Genomic DNA, 18,400 nt, shown 5'->3' on the forward strand with positions numbered 1-18,400 from the left:
ACGGACATGAACGACCACTACGACCAACTGGAAATCCGCGACCCTGCCGAACGCGAACGTGACCTGCTGGCCGCGCTGCCCCGGCAGATCACCCAGGCACAGACTGCAACGTCCGCCTTCACGAAGATCCTCGACGGCGTGAAGCCCGCCGACGTCACCTCGCGTGAAGCCCTCGCGAAGCTGCCCGTCACCCGCAAGTCGGAACTGCTCGAGCTGCAGAAGGCACGCCGCGCCGACGACCCCTTCGGCGGCTTCGCATCGATCGTGCGCGGGCCGCGCATGCCGCGCATCTTCGCGAGCCCCGGCACCATCTACGAACCCGAGGGCGAGGCGCGCGACTACTGGCGCACCGCGCGCGCCCTGCATGCGGCGGGCTTTCGCAGCGGCGAGCTGATCCACAACAGCTTCAGCTACCACATGACGCCGGCCGGCTCCATCATGGAAAGCGGCGCGCATGCCATGGGCTGCACCATCTTCGCGGGCGGCACGGGTCAGACCGAGCAGCAGCTCGAAGCCATCGTCGACCTCAAGCCCGACGGCTACGCGGGCACGCCGAGCTTCCTGAAGATCCTGCTGGAGAAGGCCGAAGAGAAGGGCCAGAAGCTGCCGTGGTTCACCAAGGCGCTGGTGTCCGGCGAGGCCTTTCCGCCCAGCCTGCACGACTGGATCGCCGCGCACGGCGTGCAGGGCATCCAGTGCTACGCGACCGCCGACCTGGGCCTCATCGCGTATGAAACCAGCGCGCGCCAGGGCCTGGTGATCGACGAGGGCGTGCTGGTCGAGATCGTGCGTCCCGGCACCGGCGACCCCGTGCCCGACGGCGAAGTGGGCGAGATCGTCGTCACCACCTTCAACCCCGACTACCCGCTGGTGCGCTTCGGCACCGGCGACCTCTCGGCCGTGCTCGCGGGCACCTGCCCCACGGGCCGCACCAACAAGCGCATCAAGGGCTGGCTCGGCCGCGCCGACCAGACCACCAAAGTGCGCGGCATGTTCGTGCACCCCTCGCAGGTCGCCGAGGTCGTGCGGCGCTTTCCCGAGATCGTGCGCGCGCGGCTCGTGGTGTCGGGCGAGATGGGCGACGACCAGATGACCTTCAAGCTGGAATGCGCCGGCGCCCCGGCCGGGCTCGACGCACGCATCGCCGATGCGGTGCGCGAAGTGACCAAGCTGCGCGGCACCATCGAGCTGGTGGCGCCGGGCACCCTGCCGAACGACGGCAAGGTGATCGAGGACGCGCGCAGCTACAAGTAGGGGCGGTACAGGCGACGCGTGATGAAGCGCGTGAGCAGCACGGTCAGTAAGGGGTAGAGCGGCACGAGCGCGGCCAGCAGCATGATCAAGCCGACGGCGCCGGAAAAGCCGGATGACGACGTCACCATCAGTGGCAGCCCCACGACGAAGACGACGACGCAGCTCGCAAACACCCCCACCAAGGCCAGCACCGACGCCGCCACGGCCCGGAAGGGCCGGACCTGCGTCAGGCCGGACGCGGTGCCGAGCCATCCGCCCCAGTACGACAGCGCGAAAATCACCAGGGGCGGACCGCCCCAGAACAGCAGGAGCGCGACGCCGTTCGACGGATCGACGATCGCCGTCCCGATGTTGGCGGCCATCATGCAGCGCGCCTGCAGCGACGCGAACACGACAGCGACCAGCGTTGCCACCGCGCGGCGTGGCGACACACCCGCCTGCACCGCATCTGCCACCTCGCGGTCGCCGGACGGCGCCGCAGCCGGTGCTCGCAGTGCCACCCAGGCCGCAAGCCACACGCTCAACACAAGCACGACCAGCTGCACCGCTTCGTACACGACCGCCGTCGAAGTCACCGCGAAGCCACCGAAGACCGCCTGAAGCCAGCTCCCCGAGAAGAGCATCTGCTGCAGTTTGTAGAGAAGCGGGCCCAGCGCGTAGTGGTTCAGCAGCAGCGCGATGAGATAAACCGCGGCATAACGCAGGTGCGGGCCGGGCAGTTGCGCCACGCTCGCGGCGCCGCGCACCTCCAGTGCCTGGCGGGCATGGCTCCAGGCCAGCGCCGCCGCCAGCACCCAGGCCATCGAGAGGTTGGCCATCATGGGAACCCACACGTCCGGCTGGGCATAGCTGGCAAGCATCTGCTGGCTGTCCGGCATGCCGGGCCACAGCTGCTTGCCGAAGTGGAACAACACCAACGCGACTTCGACGGCCAGGGTGATGAGCGCGAAGTCGCGCGGCAAGCGCCACGCATTCGCGAGTGAAGCGGAAGACGTCATCGAAGCCAACGGACGGCCACTTACTTCTTACAGCTCGCCGGCAACGCCTTGTCCTTCAACCCCTCACCCGCGCTGCAATGCCACGCAATGCCCCGGTCGGTCGACGACGGCTCCATGCGCAGCGTGCCCTTGGGCGTGGCCACCTCCACCACCATGCTGTCTGGGTCGAGCGTGAGGGTGGCGCCGTTGGGCAGGTTCTCCGGCAGGCCGACGGCGGCCAGGGTGTCGGGGATCTCGGCCTTTTCTTCATAGTGGCGCGTGAGCGCGTTGCGCACCGGCGCGCCCTCGGCCCAGGCCTGGGCGACGACGGCGCGGGTCTGGTACTCCTGGTAGGCCGGGATGGCTGCAGCCGCCATGACGCCGATGACAGCCACCACGATCAGCACCCCTGCCGCGCCGCCGCCGGCCCGGCCGGCATACGGCACGAAGAGCGCGAGCAGGTAGGCCACCGGATTGCGCTCGGGCAGCTTGGCGCCCGGGTCGATGGCGCGCGCGACGCGCTTGGTGAGCCAGGGGTAGCCGCCGATGAGTTCGTGGAACGAGCCCCAGAAGCCGCGGTTGCCGGCCGACTGGGCGGCGTAGCGCTGCAGGTTCACGTTGCGCCACTGCTGCGCGCCGGCGGCCAGCGCCACCAGCGCGCGCGGTGCGGAGTCGACCTCGCGGCAGCAGGCGGCACCGTGCAGGTCGCAGGTGTATTCCTTGGCGCGCGCATAGGCCGCGCCCAACAGCGGCAGCCAGAGCACGGGCGCGCGCCAGATGTGGCCCGTGAGGTGGCCGCGGCGGATGTGGCCCAGCTCGTGGCCCATGTAGAAGTGGATGCCGTCGGGCTGCGCCTCCATCGCGTCGACCACGTCGGACAGCAGCACCACGAAGTTGCGCCCGAAGAAGCGCGTGGCAAAGGCGTTGAACATGCCGTCGCCGTGCAGCAGGTAGGCCTCGGGCGGCTGCGCGATGCCCAGGCGGGTGCAGCAGTCGACGAAGCGCGCGTGCAGCTCGGGCAGCTGCTGGGGCGACAGCTTCACGCCCGTGCCCTTGATCCAGGCGATGACCGCCGACTGCGCGAACACGTAGCCGATGAAGCCCAGCAGCACGTAGACGAGCGCGATGCCCAGCGTGCCCACGACGATCAGCGTCCAGGCCAGCAGGCCCAGAACGAGCGTGAGTTTGCCGAGCCAGCGCTCGCGCGGATAGACCCAGGGATCCATTGGTTTCTTCTCCTCGATGCCGCCCGTCGGGCTGGCCTGTTTGTGGTTGTCATCACCCCGGCGCGGGTGCGCGGGACGGGCGTGATCATGCCCCAGCATGGGGCGAAAACGGTGACATTCCTAAGGGCTATTCGGTATGGGTCAGCCCCCGGTCAGCCGATAAGATCGCGACCCTTTCCATTTAAAAACTCCGTCGGAGACATCATGAAGAAACTGTTTGCCCTCGCGGCGATTGCCGCGGCCGCCGTCGGCGCACACGCCCAGGATTTCCCCGCAGGCAAGCCCGTGACGCTGGTGGTGCCTTTCTCGGCCGGCGGCCCGACCGACCGCGTGGCCCGCGACCTGGCCGAATCGCTGCAGAAGACGCTGGGCACGACGATCATCGTGGACAACACCGCCGGCGCCGGCAGCTCGATCGGCACCGCCAAGGTGGCGCGCGCCAACCCCGACGGCTACACGCTGCTGCTGAACCACATCGGCATGTCGACGATGCCGGCGCTGTACCGCAAGCTGCCGTTCAACGTCGAGAACGACTTCGAATACCTCGGCATGGTCAATGAAGTGCCGATGACGCTCATCGGCAAGCCCGGCCTGCCCGCCAACAACTACAAGGAACTGACGACCTGGATCAATGCCAACAAGGGCAAGATCAACCTGGGCAACGCCGGCCTGGGCGCCGCCTCGCACCTGTGCGGCCTGCTGTTCCAGAGCGCGCTGAAGATCGAGATGACGCCCGTGCCGTACAAGGGCACCGCGCCGGCCATCGCCGACCTGCTGGGCGGCCAGATCGACCTGCTGTGCGACCAGACCACCAACACCACGTCGCAGATCGAGGCCAAGAAGGTCAAGGCCTACGCCGTGACCACCAGCAAGCGCCTGACCACGCCCGCGCTGAAAGACCTGCCCACGCTCGACGAGTCGGGCCTGAAGGGCTTCGAAGTGTCGATCTGGCACGGCGTGTATGCCCCCAAGGGCACGCCCGCACCGGTGCTGAAGAAGATCAACGAAGCCATCCGGGCCGCCATGAAGGACCCGGCGTTCATCAAGCGTGAAGAAGGCCTGGGCGCCGTGATCACCACCGACAAGCGCGTCGAGCCGGCCGAACACAAGAAGTTCGTTGCCGCCGAAATCGCCAAGTGGGGCCCGATCATCAAGGCCGCCGGCGTGTACGCTGACTGATCCTTTCGATCTCCCATAGAAAAAGCCGCCGGCCCTTTCGGGTCGGCGGCTTTTTTCATGCGGTGGTGACAGCAGGAAGGCTCAGGGGAGCGAGACGGTCCACGCCTCGAAGTTCTTGCGCACGTCGACTTGGCGCGCGGTGCGTGCCGTGAAGATGAAGCTGCTGACCGACGAGCCCTGCGCGTATTGGTAGGCGTTGTTGCCGACGCTCGTGCAGTGGTTGTCGCTCGGCGAGTTCACCGGCTGGCAGTAGATGACGGCCTTGCGCGCCGAGGTGCGCACGGTGATCGAGTCGGTGAAGCGGTTGTTGTTCGGGCCACGGCCGGCCACCAGGAAGGTGGTCGGGGCGTAGGCGCCGTTCGGCACCGACCAGCCGTCGAGGTTGCCCTCGGCGCTGAAGTCGATGTTGTTGGCGCTGGGGTCGGAGGGAACCGGCGCGCCGAACACGATGCCGCGCGGAACGCCGTCGATTTCCGACATCAGCTCGGCGCGCAGGGCCGGCGTCATTTCCACGGTCGGCAGTTGCACGGCCTCGGCGAGGGTCGGCGCGCGCGAGAAGGTGCGCACGTACTGCACCGGGTTGGTCCCGCCGGCCGCCAGGAAGAACTCGAGCTTCCAGACCGCCTGATCGGGAATGGCGCTCAGCTGCGCGTCGTCGAACTGCGGCGCTGCGAAGAGATTGCCGGGCTCGACGCTGCTCGGGTTGCCGCCTTGCGCCGGGTCCACGTAGCGCGCGGCCATGCGCCACAGCGAGGAGTTCAGCGCGCCGTTGGCGGTGCCGTCGGTGGTGAGCACCAGGGTGGTCAGCCCGGCCCGGGGCACGAGGACCAGCTCGCGGCCGGGCAGCGCGGACGAGGTGGCCACCACCTTCGTGAAGATCGAGTCGCCATTGCCGTCGAGCACGTTGTCCACCGACACGTTGTAGCCCGCGGCGTGGTACTTCAGGTTCGCGTGCTTGAGGAAGTCCTTCAGCTCCTGCTGCGGGCGCACGGCGGCGCGGTAGGCGTTGCTGTTGCCGGTGAGCTTGAGCGCGCCATTCACGATCCTGGCGTTGAACACGTCGTTGTCGGTGTTGCCCACGCTGTCGGTCCAGCGGTAGGTGAGCGCGATGTCGCCGCCCGGGTGGAAGTATTCGAAGTTGCCGCGGTCGTGCTTCAGGTTGGTGGGGCCGAAGCGGAACAGGCTTTCGAAAGGCCGGCGCGGGCCGCTCGACGCGCGCCCGATGTGCAGGCCGGCCGCGACGAAGCTGGCCGGGTCGTCGCCCACGAACAGCGTGCGGCAGGCCGGCGCGACCACGTCGGCGGCCTCGCCGAAGGCGTTGCCGTCGGAGCCGATGGTGCTGTCCACGCGCTCGTTCAGCGGCAGCGCGTAGCAGGCGTTGAGGCGGTCCAGCAGGTCCTTGACCATCGCCGGCGTGGGCGGCTGCACGAGGGCCGCGGCATCGACCGCGGGCAGCGGCGCGATGCTGCTCTCGCCGGTGCGAAAGACGATGGACACCGGCGCGCTCTCTTCGCTCGCGGGCTGCGCCTTGACGGTGATCTCGATGTTGGCGGCCGTGCCGTCGGGGCGCACCGAGACGTTCAGCGTGTCGAGCACGCGGTCCTGGCCCGTGCCGTTGGCCTGGAAGGTGCCGCTCATCGGGTCGATGCTGGTGTTGAGCGCGTCCAGCAGCGGCTTGAGCGCGGCCACGAGCTTCGCCACCTGGTCGCTGATGGCGCCCGGGGTGACGGCGCCGGCGTCGGCCTGCACCGCGGCGGCGAGCTTCGACGGATCGCCGTTGGGCGACAGCTGCGCCACCACCACGGTGGTCAGCGGCGTGACGTTGGTGGTGCCGGTGGCGGTGCTGGCGGTGGTGCTGTAGAGCGTGAGGTCGTCGCGCACGGCCTGGATCACCAGCGGCGCCTTGGTGCCCGCGGGCAGCACGCAGCTGTAGGTGCCCTCGGCCGGCACGGTCACTTCGCAGACCTTGGCGCCGGTCTGGTCGAACACGGTGAGCGCGGCGCCGGCAAAGGCCGCGCCGGTGGCCACGGTGCCGCTCAGCGTGCCGGGCGACTCGGCGGCGGGCGGCGTGCCGCCGTTGCCGCCCGTACCGACGGGAAATGCGAAGCCACCGCCGCCTCCGCCACCCCCACCGCCGCCGCAGGCGCCGAGGATCAACAGGGTGGCAAGGGACAGGGCGTGGGGGATTCTGGAGGTGGGGTGGGGCATCGTGGGTCTCTCGAAAAGGGAAAGGGCCTGGTCAGCAACCGAGGGCGCTGCAAACAATAGCTTTCGCTTTTGGAAATCAAATGATGCAAATGCACCATTCTTGAAACCGTGCGGCCGAGCCCCGCGCGCGTCACCGGAACATGGGATGGGCATGCGGCGGCGGGACTGGAAGACTCCCCGCATGACCTTCACGGCCGGTGTCCCGCGCGACTTCAGCGACCTCCTGTTGCGGCTGTACCGCCTCTCGCACGAGCTGCCCATCGACGCCTTTCAGGACGCCGCGCTCGACCTCCTCAAGCCCGTGCTGCCCTTCGACTCGTCGATGTGGGGCACCGCCACCCGCACCGACCACGGGATCGACATCCACACGATCCACCTGCACAACCAGCCACTCGAGATGGTCACGGCCTACGAGCAGGTCAAGCACATGGACACGGCCGCCGGCGAGGTGGCCAAGCAATCGAACGCCACGCTCGCCTTCAATGCGCAGGCGTGGTTCTGCCGCGACGACCAGGCCGAGCTGCGCGACTACGGCCGCCGCTTCGAGCAGGCCAACTTCTTCATCACCTCGGATTCGAACCCGCAGACGAGCTTCGTCCACTGGCTCAGCCTGTTCCGCGCCGACCCGGAAGCCCACGGCACGGAGGAAGAGCGGCAACTGCTCGCCAGCCTCGCGCCGCACGTGATGCAGGCGCTGGCGCTGAACCGCGTGATGCACCTGGACCGCCTCGAAGCGGGCAGCGCGTCGCCCGGCGGCTCGGCCATCGGCGACCTGCGCGGCGTGCTGTACCACGCCGACCGGCTGTTCGAGGCGATGCTGAAGGCCGAGTGGCCGGCCTGGCACGGCCGCACGCTGCCCGATGCGCTGCTGCAGCACTTCCTGCAGGGCCACGCGCGCTTCAACGGGCGCGAGATCGTGGTCACGCACCGCGTCGAGCAGCGCCTGCTGTTCCTCAAGTGCCGCCACCGCTGCCGCGCCGACAGCCTCACGCCGCGCGAGCACACCATCGCCGAGCTGCTGGCGCGCGGCGACACCCACAAGGAAGTGGCCGCCATCCTGAACCGCTCGCCGGCCACGGTGCGCAACCACATCCAGTCGATCTACGACAAGCTGCAGGTGGGCAACGTGGCGGGGCTGATCCACGAGCTGCGGCTGGCGGGCTGACCACCGCCCTGCACCAAAAGAAAAGGCGCCGATGGCGCCTTTTCTGTTTGAGTCCGCGATGCCTTTACTTCGGCCGGATCGCGTCCGCCGTGCCCTGGATGAAGGCCTTGATGCTCTCGATGTCGTCGCCCGAGAGCTTGCCCGTGAAGTCAGGCATGCCGCGCGACATGGCCGGGCCCTTGAGCACGAACTTGTCCAGGTTCTCGATGTAGGCCGGGTCGAGGTAGCCCAGGTTCGGGATGTTGCCGCCGCGGTCCACGCCCGGCACGCCGTGGCAGAACACGCAGTTGCTCACGTACAGCATGGTGCCGGCCTGGACCTTGGCGGGGTCGTACTTCACGCCCTGCACCAGCTTGGCCATGCGGTACTCGACGAACGCGGGCATCTTGGCCGTGCCGCCGACCGCGAAGGTGTAGACCGTGCCCGGGCCCTGGCGCTCGGTGGCGCGCTGCGCCAGGCCGTACACGCCGCCCCAGCCCACGGCCACCGACACGTACTGCTTGCCGTCCACCATGTAGGTCGCGGGCGCCGCCACCACGCCGGTGCCGGTGGGCGTTTCCCAGAGCTTCTCGCCGGTCTTCGCGTGGTAGGCCACCAGGCGCCCGTCGGCCGTGCCCTGGAACACCAGGTCGCCGGCGGTGGTCAGCGTGCCGCCGTTCCACGGCGAGGCGTAGTCCACGCCCCAGGCTTCCTTCTGCTTGATGGGGTCCCAGGCCACGAGGCGGCCGAAGGGCTTGCTCGTGGGTGGCTCGACGTTGGCGAACTTGCCCAGGTTCCAGCCCAGCGCCGCGTGCGGGCGCCCAGGCGCGTTCTCGTCGAACTTCCAGGCCTTGTCGTCCATCAGGTTGATCGGCACGTGTTGGGCGGGCAGGTAGGCCAGGCCGGTCTGCGGGTTGTAGGACATCGGGTGCCAGTTGTGCGCGCCGAACGGGCCCGGGATGCTGTCGCCCGGCTTCTCGTTCTGCCGCGCGGCGGGGACCTCGATCGGCCGGCCGTTCTTGTCGTAGCCGGTGGCCCAGTTGACCGCGACGAAGTTCTTCGCCGAGATGAACTTGCCGTTGGTGCGGTCGATGACGAAGAAGAAGCCGTTCTTGGGCGCATGCAGCAGCACCTTGCGCGCCTTGCCGTTCAGCTTGACGTCGGCCAGGATCATCGACTGCGTGGAGGTGTAGTCCCAGTTGTCGCCGGGCGTCTCCTGGTAGTGCCACTTGTACTTGCCGGTGTCGGGGTCGAGCGCCACCACCGAGCCCAGGTACAGGTTGTCGCCGCCCTTGGGGCTGCGCGCCTTGGCCGCCCAGGGCGAGCCGTTGCCGGTGCCCACGTACATCAGGTTGAGCTCGGGGTCGAAGGCGAAGCTGTCCCAGGCGGTGCCGCCGCCGCCGGCTTCCCAGTACTTTCCGCTCGGGTCCCAGGTCTTGGCGGCGCGCGCCATCGACTCGTCCTCGAAGGGCTTGCTCGGGTCGCCGGGCACCACGAACCAGCGCCACTTCTGGTCGCCAGTCTTCGCGTCGTAGGCGGTGACATAGCCGCGCACACCGTACTCGGCACCGCCGTTGCCGATGATGACCTTGCCCTTGAACACGCGCGGCGCGCCGGTGATGGTGTAGCTGCCCTTCTGGCCCTCGATGGTGTTCTTCTCCCACACCTTCTGGCCGGTGGCGGCGTCGAGCGCGATCAGCCGGCCGTCGTAGGCGGCCACGTAGACGCGGCCCTCGTACAGCGCCACGCCGCGGTTGACCACGTCGCAGCAGCCCCTGAAGCCTTTCGTGCGGTCGACCTGCGGATCGAAGGTCCAGATCTTCTGCCCGGTGCGCGTGTCGATCGCATGCACGATGCTCCACGAGGCCGTGACGTACATGATGCCGTCGACCACCAGCGGCGTGGCTTCCACGCCGCGCGTCGATTCGAGGTTGTACGACCAGACCAGCCCGAGCTGCTTCACGTTGCCGGTGTTGACCTGGTCGAGTTTGCTGAAGCGCGACTCGGCGTAGTCCAGCCCGTAGCTGGGCCAGTCGGGCGTCTTCTTCGCCGCGTTGGCGCGCACGAAGTTGCCGTCGACGCGCTTGGCGGCCGCGCCGGCGCGGTCCTGCGGGCTGGCGGCCGTCTGGGCCAGCGCCGGGGCCGCCAGGCCCAGGCACAGCAAGGCGCCCGCAAGCAGGCGCCGTCCGGAAAGAGGCTGTGTCGTTGTCGTCTTCATCGGGGTCTGTCTCCTTCTTCGTTCTGCCCCAAGGATCGTTCGCACGGCATCGGCCTTCACCCCCGGGATTTCCCCAATCAAGCCTTGTTCCATTGCGGAACACATTCGAAAGGGTCCCTGAACCCGGAAGAGGTGGCGAACCCATGGCGCTCGACAGGCTCGGCACGGCGGATGCGCCGCGCCAACTCTTTGCCAGCACGCCGGCGCAGCGCGTGGCGCTGGCGCGGCAGCAGTTCTTCGAAGAAGGTGTGCGCCCCTCGGGGCTGGTCGGCGAGGCGGTCATCCAGTCGTGGATGCGCTGCAGCCGCACCCACGCCGACCGGCAGCGCGTGGTGGCCTTCGACGCCGTCACGCCCAGCCGGCTGCACACCACGCTCGCGCGCAACCGCGAGCTGCTGGACGTGGCGCGGCACGAACTCGTGCAGATGGAGCACATGCTCGCGGGCACCGACTGCCGCGTGATCCTCACCGACCGCGACGGCGTGGTGGTGCATGTCACGAGCCAGCCCGCCGGCACACACCAGCCCGTGCTGCGCCAGACCGCGCGCCTGGGCGTGAACATTTCCGAGCGCGTGGTGGGCACCACGGCGCCGGGCATCGTGGCCAGCACCGGGCAGGCCTGCACCGTCGACGGCGCCGAGCACTACTACGACGTGCTGTGCCACATGCAATGCGCCGCGGCGCCGATCCGCGACGTGAGCGGCCAGCTCGCGGGCGTGCTCGACCTCACGGTGGAGGCGCGGCGCTTCGGCTTCGACGCGGCCTCGATGGTCGCGCTGCACGCCACCATCATCGAGAACCGGCTGTTGCAGGCGCAGTCGCGCGACCACCTCATCCTGCGCTTCCAGGCCAGCCCCACGCTGCTGGGCACGCCGCTCGAGGCGCTCGCGGGCATCGCGCCCGACGGCACCATCGCATGGCTCAACAACGCCGGCGCGCGGCTGCTGGGGCGGCTGCCCGAGGCCCCCGACGACCGCGACGTGGAATGCCTGCTGGGCCACGACCTTGCGAGCCTGCTGCGGCTGGGCCGGCGCGAGGCCGCGCAGCCGCTGCGGCTGGCCAGCGGGCTCGGCGTGTGGATGCAGGCCCAGCTCAAGGGCGCGGACGGCGCGGACTTCCGGCACGCGGTGGCGATGCCGGAGATGGCGAGCGCACCGGTCGATGCGCCCGTGGCGATCGACGTGCAGGCGCAGCAGCCCGTGGCGCTTGCACCCGCCAGCGACATCGAGCCGGTGCCGCCCACCGAAACCCTGCGCGAGCACAGCCGCAAGCTGATCGAGGACACGCTCGCGGCGCACGGCGGCAACGTGTCGCAGGCGGCGCGGCAGCTGCGCGTGTCGCGCGGCACGCTGTACCGGCGGCTGCGCGGCTGGCGCGACGACGACAGCAGCGCGGTAGCGGACTGACGGTTCAGGCGCCGGCGCGGGCCAGCGCACGCGCGCGGCGCGCCTTCGCATCGGGCTGCAACGGCCGCAGGTAGTCGTGCAACGCCAGTGCCGCCGCGCCCACGGCCGGAGCGAGTTCTTCATAGCGCGCCGTGCGCAGTTCCGGCGCAGGCATGCCGGCGCGCTCCGCGTGCCCCTTCACGCCTTCGAACGCCGCCTGCGCGAACTCCGGATGCTCGGCGCAGACCTTGCCCCCGAGCACGATCGCGCGCGGGTTGAAGGTGACCCACAGGTTCTGCAGCAGCACGCCGAAGAACGCAGCAGCGCGCGCCATGTCCGCGCCCTCGCGCGCCAGCACGCGCGAACCGAAGAAGGCCTCGGCGCAGCCGCGCCGGCCGCACGAGCACAGCGGCCCGTCCAGCTGCAGGATGGTGTGGCCGATCTCGCCGGCCATGCCTTGCGCGCCGGTGAAGAGGCGGTCGTTCAGCACCACGCCCGCGCCCACGCCGACGTCGCTGTTGACGAAGATCAGCGGGTCTTCGCCTTCGCCCGCCGCGAACTCGTACTCACCGAGCGCGGCGGCATCGGCGTCGTTCTGCAGCTGCACGGTGACGCCCGGCAGGCCCGCCGCAGCCAGTGCTTTCTCGAGCGCGGGCAACAGGTTCACGTTGCGCCAGCCGAGGTTGGGCGCGAAGCGGACCACGCCCGTGCAGTCGTCCACCGCGCCCGGCACGCACACGCCGATGCTCGACAGGCGCAGGCCGCGCTGGTCGAGCTGCGCGTGCGCCGCCGCCGCCATGCGCGCAAGCTGCGCGCACACGCGGGCGGGCTCACCGTCGTCCAGCGGCTCGGCCTGCGCGTGCAGCACCTCGCCCTGCAGCGAGACGCACACGAGGCGCAGCGTTTCGACGGCGATCTCCACGCCCATCAGCGCGCGCACGCCGACGTTGATCCGCAGCGGCGTGGACGGCCGCCCGAGCCCGTCGGCCACGGCGGCGCCCGATTCGCTCAACCAGCCCTCGTCGAGCAGCTCGCGCACCAGCAGGCTCACGGTCGACTTGGTGAGCCCGCTTTCGCTCGCAAGGCGCGCACGCGACAAGCCCGGCTGCGCGCGCAGCAACCGCAGCAGCACGCTGCGGTTCAGGCGCTTGAGCAGCTGCTGGTCGCCGATGGTCTTCATGCCGCTGCAGTGGCCGCGGTTGCGGCGTGGTGCGCCTGTTCGCGTCCCTCGGGCCGCTTGCCGGCGATGATCATCCCGAGCACCTCGTCCTCGGTCACGTCGGCCGTGCGGTAGGTGCCCACGAGCTTGCCGTTCTTCATCACCGCGAGCCGGTCGCTCAGCGAGAACACGTCGGGCATGTCGTGCGTGATCAGGAAGATGCCGACGCCGTCGTCCTTCAGCTGCTTGACCAGGCGCCCGACCATCGCCGTCTCTTCGGGGCCGAGCGCGGCGCAGGGCTCGTCCATGATGAGGATGCGCGCGTTGAAGTACAGCGCGCGCGAGATCGCCACCACCTGCCGCTGCCCGCCCGACAGGCGCCGCACCGGGATGCGGATGTTGGTGAAGTTCTTGTTCAGGCGCTGGAACACCTTGCGCGCCTGCACTTCCATGAAGTGGTCGTCCAGCGTGTTCCACGCCGTCATCTTCTCGCGGCCCAGAAAGAGATTGGCCACCGAGTCGAGGTTGTCGGCCAGCGCGAGCGTCTGGTAGATGGTCTCGATGCCTTGGGCCTGCGCCTCGGAGGGCGTGCGGATGTGGACCTTCTCGCCCGCGATGAGCGTGTCGCCCGAATCGATCGGGTAGGCACCCGCAAGCATCTTCATCAGCGTGGACTTGCCCGCGCCGTTGTGGCCCAGCAGCGCGACCACTTCGCCGGGGTAGAGGTTGATGCTCACGCCGTCCACGGCCTTCACGCCACCGAAGGCCTTGCGGATTTCGCGCAGCTCGACGAGTGGTTTTGTCTTGTCGATGTCGGCCATGTCAGCTCTCCCCGAACTTGCGGCGGTACAGCACGTCGAAGACGACGGCCACGATCAGCACCTGGCCGATGATCACCATGCGCTTGCCGATGGGCACGTCGAGCAGCAGCATGCCGCTGTCCAGCGACTGCATGATCAGCGCGCCCAGCACCGAGCCGAAGATCGAGCCGCTGCCGCCCGCCAGCGCTGTGCCGCCGATGACGGCCGCCGCGATCACGTACAGCTCCATGCCCGTGCCCAGCGAGTTGGTGCCCGCGTTGAGCCGCGCGATCGACACGATCGCCGCCACCGTCACCAGCACCGCCAGCAGCGCGAACAACATCAGCGTGACGCGCTGCACCGGAATGCCCACCAGCGCCGCCGCGTCGGGGTTGCCGCCCATCGCGAACACATAGCGGCCGAAGCGCGTGCGATGCACGATGAACGACAGCACGATCGCCACCGCCGCCCAGATCAGCACCGGGATCGGAATGCCCTGCGGCTCGCTCTTGGACGAGATCTGGTAGCTATTCATCACCCAGGCGAAGCCGACCACCACCGCCACCGGCACCGCCGTGAGCAGCACATCGAGCCACAGCGCCTCGGTCGGCATGTCGTAGCGCTGGCGCGCGCGGCGCTTTTGCACCATGCGCCCGAACAGCACCAACGCCACCAGCCCCGCGAGCACCCAACTGGCCGTGACGCCGATGCCGCCGTCGTAGCCGCCGCCCAGGCGCTGGAAGAACTCGTCGTTCACCGGCTGCGTCTTGCCGTCGGCCACCAGGAAGGCCGCGCCGCGAAACGACATCAGCCCGCCCAGCGTGACCACGAACGACGGCACGCCCAGCACCGCCGTGAGCCAGCCCTGGTAGATCGACACCAGCAGCGCCACCGCGAGCCCCGCCAGGCAGGCCGTGGGCCACGACCAGCCCGAGGTGTACTGCAGGTAGGCAATGAGCACGCCGACGAAGCCCATCACCGAGCCCACCGACAGATCGATGTGGCGCGCCACGATAACCAGCACCATCACCGTGGAGACGATGCCGACCACGGCCGTCTGCTGCGCGACGTTGTAGAGGTTCTCGGGCGAGAGGAACACGCCGCCCGACATGACGCTGAACGCCACCGCCATCGCGGCCAGCAGCACGCACATCAGGAGCAAGCGCAGGTCGATGCCGGTGCGGCGCCACCAGCCGGGTGTTGGATCGCTCATTTTTTTCAAGCCCCCTCGGGACGGACTACAGGTGCGCAACCGCCCACCGGCTGGCCCTTGCGGGTCGGCCGGAAGCTGCGTTGCGAAGAGATGGAGCGGCGCGTTCAGCCGTTCAGAAAGGGGCCGAACGCGCCGGTGGTTGCGGCGTTACTTGCAGGCCGCGGGTGCGTTCGCGCCCGAGACGCCCTTGCACAGCTCGTCCTTCTTGATCCAGCCGGCCTTGACGATCACGTCGAGGTTGTCGCGCGTGATCGGCACCGGCGTGAGCAGGCGCGAGGACAGCGAAATCTTCTTGGCGCCGCCGGCCCAAGGCGCGGCCTTCTCGACCGGCTTGCCCGCTGCGAGCGACACCGCGGCCGTGGCGGCTTCGCGGCCGAGCTCGCGCGAGTCCTTCCAGATGGTCGCCGTCTGCGTGCCCAGCGCCACGCGGTTCAGCGCAGCAAAGTCGGCGTCCTGGCCCGACACCGGAATGCCGCGCAGGCCCTTGGCCGTGAGCGCAGCGACCGCGCCGCCGGCCGTGCCGTCGTTGGCCGCCACCACCGCGTCGACCTTGTTGCCGTTCTTGGTGAGGATCTGCTCCATGTTCTTCTGCGCGACTTCGGGCTTCCAGCCTTCGGTGTACTCGTCGCCGACGATCTTGATGTCGCCCTTCTTGATCGCGGCGTCCAGCACCTCCTGCTGGCCGGCGCGCAGGAAGTCGGCGTTCGGGTCGCTCGGCGAGCCCTTGATGATCACGTAGTTGCCCTTGGGCTTGACCTTGAGGACTTCGCGCGCCTCCATGCGCCCGACCTCGACGTTGTCGAAGGTGATGTAGAAGACGCCCGGCGCCTCGATCAGCCGGTCGTAAGCAACAACAGGCACCTTCTGCCGCGTGGCCTTCGTCACGGCGGGCAGGATCGCGTCCTTGTCCATCGCCAGCACGATGAGCGCCTTCGCGCCCTTGGACATCAGCCCCTCGATGTCGCCCAGCTGCTTCTCGGGCGAGCCGCCCGCGTCGGCGCTGATGTACTTCGCGCCGAGCTTCTCGAGCTGCGCCTTGATCGCGGCCTCGTCGGTCTTCCAGCGTTCTTCCTGGAAGTTGGACCAGCTCACGCCGACCACGGTCTGCGCCATCGCGCCCACGGCCGTGAGACCGAACGCCAGGGCGGCCAGGGTGTGTTTCGTTGTCAGTTGCATCGGTGTCTCTCCTCAGAACGGTGTGCCGGGGGTAGTTAGTTTGAGTGGCGAACTAACTATCCCATCGGCGGGGGGTTCCGGGCACCCGGGAATTCCCGGACGGAAAGGGATTCGCCACAGGGACAAATTTCTGTTGCACGAAGCTACGATCAATTTCAAATCACAGGGAGGAACTAGCGCCATGGCGAATTTGCATATTGATTGGCAGAGGCCGATCCAACTTCCGAAAGTCCCGCGCAAGAGCAGCCTGATTTTTGACACGAGCGACGTCCCGAACGTGCCCGGGGTCTACGTCTTCTTCGTGCGCATCGGCACCAACACGACCCGTGTGGTCTACGCCGGAAGCTCCGCCAAACTTCAGAAGCGGTTGACGGGGCACCAGAACAATCACAAGTTGATGATGGCGTTGCTCTCCCATAAAGGCAGCTGCTTCATGGTGCCGGGCGTCTTCAAGGCATTGCGGGGTCAAGTGGCCGGCAGGTGCATCAAGACCATCGAGCGTGTATTGATCCGCTCCTTCCTAGAAGACGGGCATCCGTTGATCAACGTCGCGGGCACCCGTATCAGTACCGAGTACGTCGTGTCGACGCTGCCGCCGGGCACGCGGTTCGTCCAGGAGAGCATCGGGTTCGAAAAGCGCAAGCCGAAATGAATGCGGTGCAGGCTTCGGCCGTCTACGGCCTTCCACAGGCGCGACATCGGTTCTACGCCTGGGCCGCTTGTCGGGCGGCACAGGCAGGCTCCGCGAAAGCCAAACGCTCCGAGATGATGCGTGCACTCGAAACCTGCGGAGTTGTCACCTACCTCGCGCAACCGACACATGAGCCCATCGAGCAGAGCGCACTCGACTTGCTGTTCTACGACTGGGTGGAAGCGGCCATGCGCACGTTGGAGCATGAGTTCGGAAAACCGGTGTCCTTCGGCATCGCGGCCAAGCTGATTTCTGTCTACGCCAAGGGCATTTACGTTCTGCATGCGGGCCCCGACTGCAAATTGGCCGAACGGCTCCATCCACCGATCGATTCACTGCTACTCAAAGGCGTTGACGCGCGCTTCGGCACAAAGCACGCGAGCAGCTTCAAATGGCAAAAACTGGATAGAAGCAGGTACATCGTGCTAATCGCCCAACTCCGGCATCAAGTCGCCGACCGTCCGTTCTGGCACCTCGAAGAACACTGGGAGCCCTAGGCAGCGGAGCTGCCGATCACGGCATCTGCTTTGTCAGAGGGGTGATTTTGAGCCCCCGAAAAAAAAACCATACCGATTGACCATGCCATGCAGCGCCCCCGCGGATACAAATGGAAAACTCTGGGGACAGTTTCCGGACAAGCCCCCTGTTATCCACAGCGGGAGCGACCTCGCCCAAGTTGTTCCTGTTTTGATAGCACCGCGAAAGCACAGGAGCACACAGTGTCCGGGGTGTGACAAGTTGTTGTCAGACAAGGGAAAAAGTGCCCTGTCCACAGGGCGGGTTTACCCTTATCTACTACTACTAACTTAAATAAGAAGAATAAATAGAGAAGAGAGCAGGAAGCCCGCGCCCGAAAAAGAGGCCGGGCGGGGGGTCGAAGGGTTAGCCCGGTAGGTCGAATCCGTCTCGGTTGATACGATTTTTCTCAAAGCGCCGATCCCAAGGGCGTTGGAGACAAGATGGACCCGAGCAACCCCCCAGGCGCCGGCGAGGCGCTGTACCGCGTCATGGTGCGCATCCGCGCCTTCGAGAACGCCGCCGAGACCGCCAGCCAGGGCGGGGTCAGCGCCTACGGCCAGCAGGCGGGCGGCGCCGCCAAGGTGCGCGGGCCGCTGCACCTGTCGACCGGGCAGGAAGCGGTGCCGGCAGGCGTGTGCGCCCACCTGCGCGCGAGCGACTACCTCACCTCCACGCACCGCGGCCACGGCCACACGCTGGCCAAGGGCGCGGACCTCACGCGGATGATGTGCGAGCTGTTCGGCAAGGCCACGGGCTTCAACGGCGGCAAGGGCGGCTCGATGCACATCGCGGATTTCTCGGTCGGCATGCTCGGCGCCAACGGCGTGGTCGCGGCGGGCTTGCCGATCGCCGTCGGCGCGGCGCATGCGCAAAAACTCTTGAAGCGAGGCGACGACATCACGGTCTGCTTCTTCGGCGACGGCGCGATCAACCGCGGCCCGTTCCTCGAAGCGCTGAACTGGGCCCGCGTGTACGACCTGCCCGTGCTCTTCGTCTGCGAGGACAACCGCTGGAGCGCCACGACCGCAAGCGGCCCGATGACGGCCGGCGACGGCGCCTCGGCGCGCGCCGCGTCGATGGACATCGCGGCCACGCAGGTCGACGGCAACAACGTGTTCGCGGTGCATGCCGCCGCCGCGCGGCTGGTGGCCGAGGTGCGCAGCGGCGCGGGGCCGCGCCTGCTGCACGCGCTCACCTACCGCGTGAAGGGCCATGTGTCGGTCGACCTCGCGGCCTACCGCGACCCGGCCG

Annotated in this window: 15 protein-coding genes; 7 read left to right on the forward strand and 8 right to left on the reverse strand. The window is 68.2% G+C overall.

Annotated elements, in window-relative coordinates; genetic code table 11:
• Positions 1 to 6: 6 nt before the first annotated feature.
• Positions 7 to 1,254: a phenylacetate--CoA ligase family protein gene (locus VBO01S_RS10930; protein WP_062473899.1), complete on the forward strand. Its 1,248-nt coding sequence runs from the start codon at positions 7 to 9 to the stop codon at positions 1,252 to 1,254.
• On the opposite strand, the gene VBO01S_RS10935 is transcribed toward VBO01S_RS10930, so the two are convergent.
• Together VBO01S_RS10935 and VBO01S_RS10940 are read right to left on the reverse strand one after the other, a co-directional pair.
• Complete coding sequence (locus tag VBO01S_RS10935) at positions 1,245 to 2,252, reverse strand: hypothetical protein (RefSeq protein ID WP_062473901.1); 1,008 nt, start codon at positions 2,250 to 2,252, stop codon at positions 1,245 to 1,247. The two genes, VBO01S_RS10930 and VBO01S_RS10935, sit on opposite strands and share 10 nt — an antisense overlap.
• Before the next feature lie 20 nt (positions 2,253 to 2,272).
• Positions 2,273 to 3,457: a M48 family metalloprotease gene (locus tag VBO01S_RS10940; RefSeq protein WP_062473903.1), complete on the reverse strand. Its 1,185-nt coding sequence runs from the start codon at positions 3,455 to 3,457 to the stop codon at positions 2,273 to 2,275.
• A gap of 204 nt (positions 3,458 to 3,661) precedes the next feature.
• Here VBO01S_RS10940 and VBO01S_RS10945 point away from each other — a divergent pair, with 204 nt between their 5' ends.
• A complete protein-coding gene (locus tag VBO01S_RS10945; RefSeq protein ID WP_062473905.1) occupies positions 3,662 to 4,636 on the forward strand; it encodes a tripartite tricarboxylate transporter substrate-binding protein in 975 nt (324 codons plus the stop codon).
• Positions 4,637 to 4,717: 81 nt separating this feature from the next.
• Here VBO01S_RS10945 and VBO01S_RS10950 read toward each other — a convergent pair whose 3' ends face one another.
• Positions 4,718 to 6,844: a hypothetical protein gene (locus tag VBO01S_RS10950; RefSeq protein WP_062473907.1), complete on the reverse strand. Its 2,127-nt coding sequence runs from the start codon at positions 6,842 to 6,844 to the stop codon at positions 4,718 to 4,720.
• 181 nt (positions 6,845 to 7,025) lie between these two features.
• On the opposite strand from VBO01S_RS10950, the gene VBO01S_RS10955 reads away from it, so the two are divergent.
• A complete protein-coding gene (locus VBO01S_RS10955; RefSeq protein WP_062473909.1) occupies positions 7,026 to 8,009 on the forward strand; it encodes a helix-turn-helix transcriptional regulator in 984 nt (327 codons plus the stop codon).
• 64 nt (positions 8,010 to 8,073) lie between these two features.
• On the opposite strand, the gene VBO01S_RS10960 is transcribed toward VBO01S_RS10955, so the two are convergent.
• The gene (locus VBO01S_RS10960) at positions 8,074 to 10,206 is read right to left on the reverse strand and encodes a PQQ-dependent dehydrogenase, methanol/ethanol family (protein ID WP_062473911.1); all 2,133 of its coding nucleotides are present in this window, start codon (positions 10,204 to 10,206) and stop codon (positions 8,074 to 8,076) included.
• A 143-nt stretch (positions 10,207 to 10,349) separates the two neighbouring features.
• Here VBO01S_RS10960 and VBO01S_RS10965 point away from each other — a divergent pair, with 143 nt between their 5' ends.
• On the forward strand, positions 10,350 to 11,612 hold the full coding sequence (locus tag VBO01S_RS10965; RefSeq protein ID WP_062473913.1) for a helix-turn-helix domain-containing protein: 1,263 nt from the start codon (positions 10,350 to 10,352) through the stop codon (positions 11,610 to 11,612).
• A gap of 4 nt (positions 11,613 to 11,616) precedes the next feature.
• Here VBO01S_RS10965 and VBO01S_RS10970 read toward each other — a convergent pair whose 3' ends face one another.
• From VBO01S_RS10970 to xylF, 4 genes are all read right to left on the reverse strand, one after another.
• Positions 11,617 to 12,771 carry an ROK family transcriptional regulator gene (locus VBO01S_RS10970; protein WP_062473915.1) on the reverse strand — a complete coding sequence of 385 codons (1,155 nt, stop codon included), beginning with the start codon at positions 12,769 to 12,771 and terminating at the stop codon, positions 11,617 to 11,619.
• Positions 12,768 to 13,571, reverse strand: coding sequence for an ATP-binding cassette domain-containing protein (locus VBO01S_RS10975; protein ID WP_062473917.1), 804 nt, complete (start codon positions 13,569 to 13,571; stop codon positions 12,768 to 12,770). Before VBO01S_RS10975 ends, VBO01S_RS10970 begins: the two co-directional genes overlap by 4 nt.
• Position 13,572: 1 nt before the next feature.
• The gene (locus tag VBO01S_RS10980) at positions 13,573 to 14,763 is read right to left on the reverse strand and encodes a sugar ABC transporter permease (protein ID WP_062473919.1); all 1,191 of its coding nucleotides are present in this window, start codon (positions 14,761 to 14,763) and stop codon (positions 13,573 to 13,575) included.
• A 147-nt stretch (positions 14,764 to 14,910) separates the two neighbouring features.
• Complete coding sequence (gene xylF / locus VBO01S_RS10985) at positions 14,911 to 15,933, reverse strand: D-xylose ABC transporter substrate-binding protein (RefSeq protein WP_370680807.1); 1,023 nt, start codon at positions 15,931 to 15,933, stop codon at positions 14,911 to 14,913.
• 187 nt (positions 15,934 to 16,120) lie between these two features.
• Between xylF and VBO01S_RS10990 the strand changes: the two genes are divergently transcribed.
• The 3 genes from VBO01S_RS10990 to VBO01S_RS11000 all read left to right on the forward strand — a co-directional run.
• On the forward strand, positions 16,121 to 16,591 hold the full coding sequence (locus tag VBO01S_RS10990) for a hypothetical protein (protein WP_062473923.1): 471 nt from the start codon (positions 16,121 to 16,123) through the stop codon (positions 16,589 to 16,591).
• Positions 16,588 to 17,127, forward strand: a complete 540-nt coding sequence (locus tag VBO01S_RS10995; protein WP_157627345.1) for a hypothetical protein — start codon at positions 16,588 to 16,590, stop codon at positions 17,125 to 17,127. The genes VBO01S_RS10990 and VBO01S_RS10995 overlap by 4 nt, the downstream gene beginning before the upstream one ends.
• A 462-nt stretch (positions 17,128 to 17,589) precedes the next feature.
• A partial coding sequence (locus VBO01S_RS11000; protein ID WP_062473927.1) for a thiamine pyrophosphate-dependent dehydrogenase E1 component subunit alpha occupies positions 17,590 to 18,400 on the forward strand: 811 nt, incomplete at its 3' end.

The sequence above is a fragment of the Variovorax boronicumulans NBRC 103145 genome (assembly GCF_001591345.1).
Taxonomy (GTDB): domain Bacteria; phylum Pseudomonadota; class Gammaproteobacteria; order Burkholderiales; family Burkholderiaceae_C; genus Variovorax; species Variovorax boronicumulans.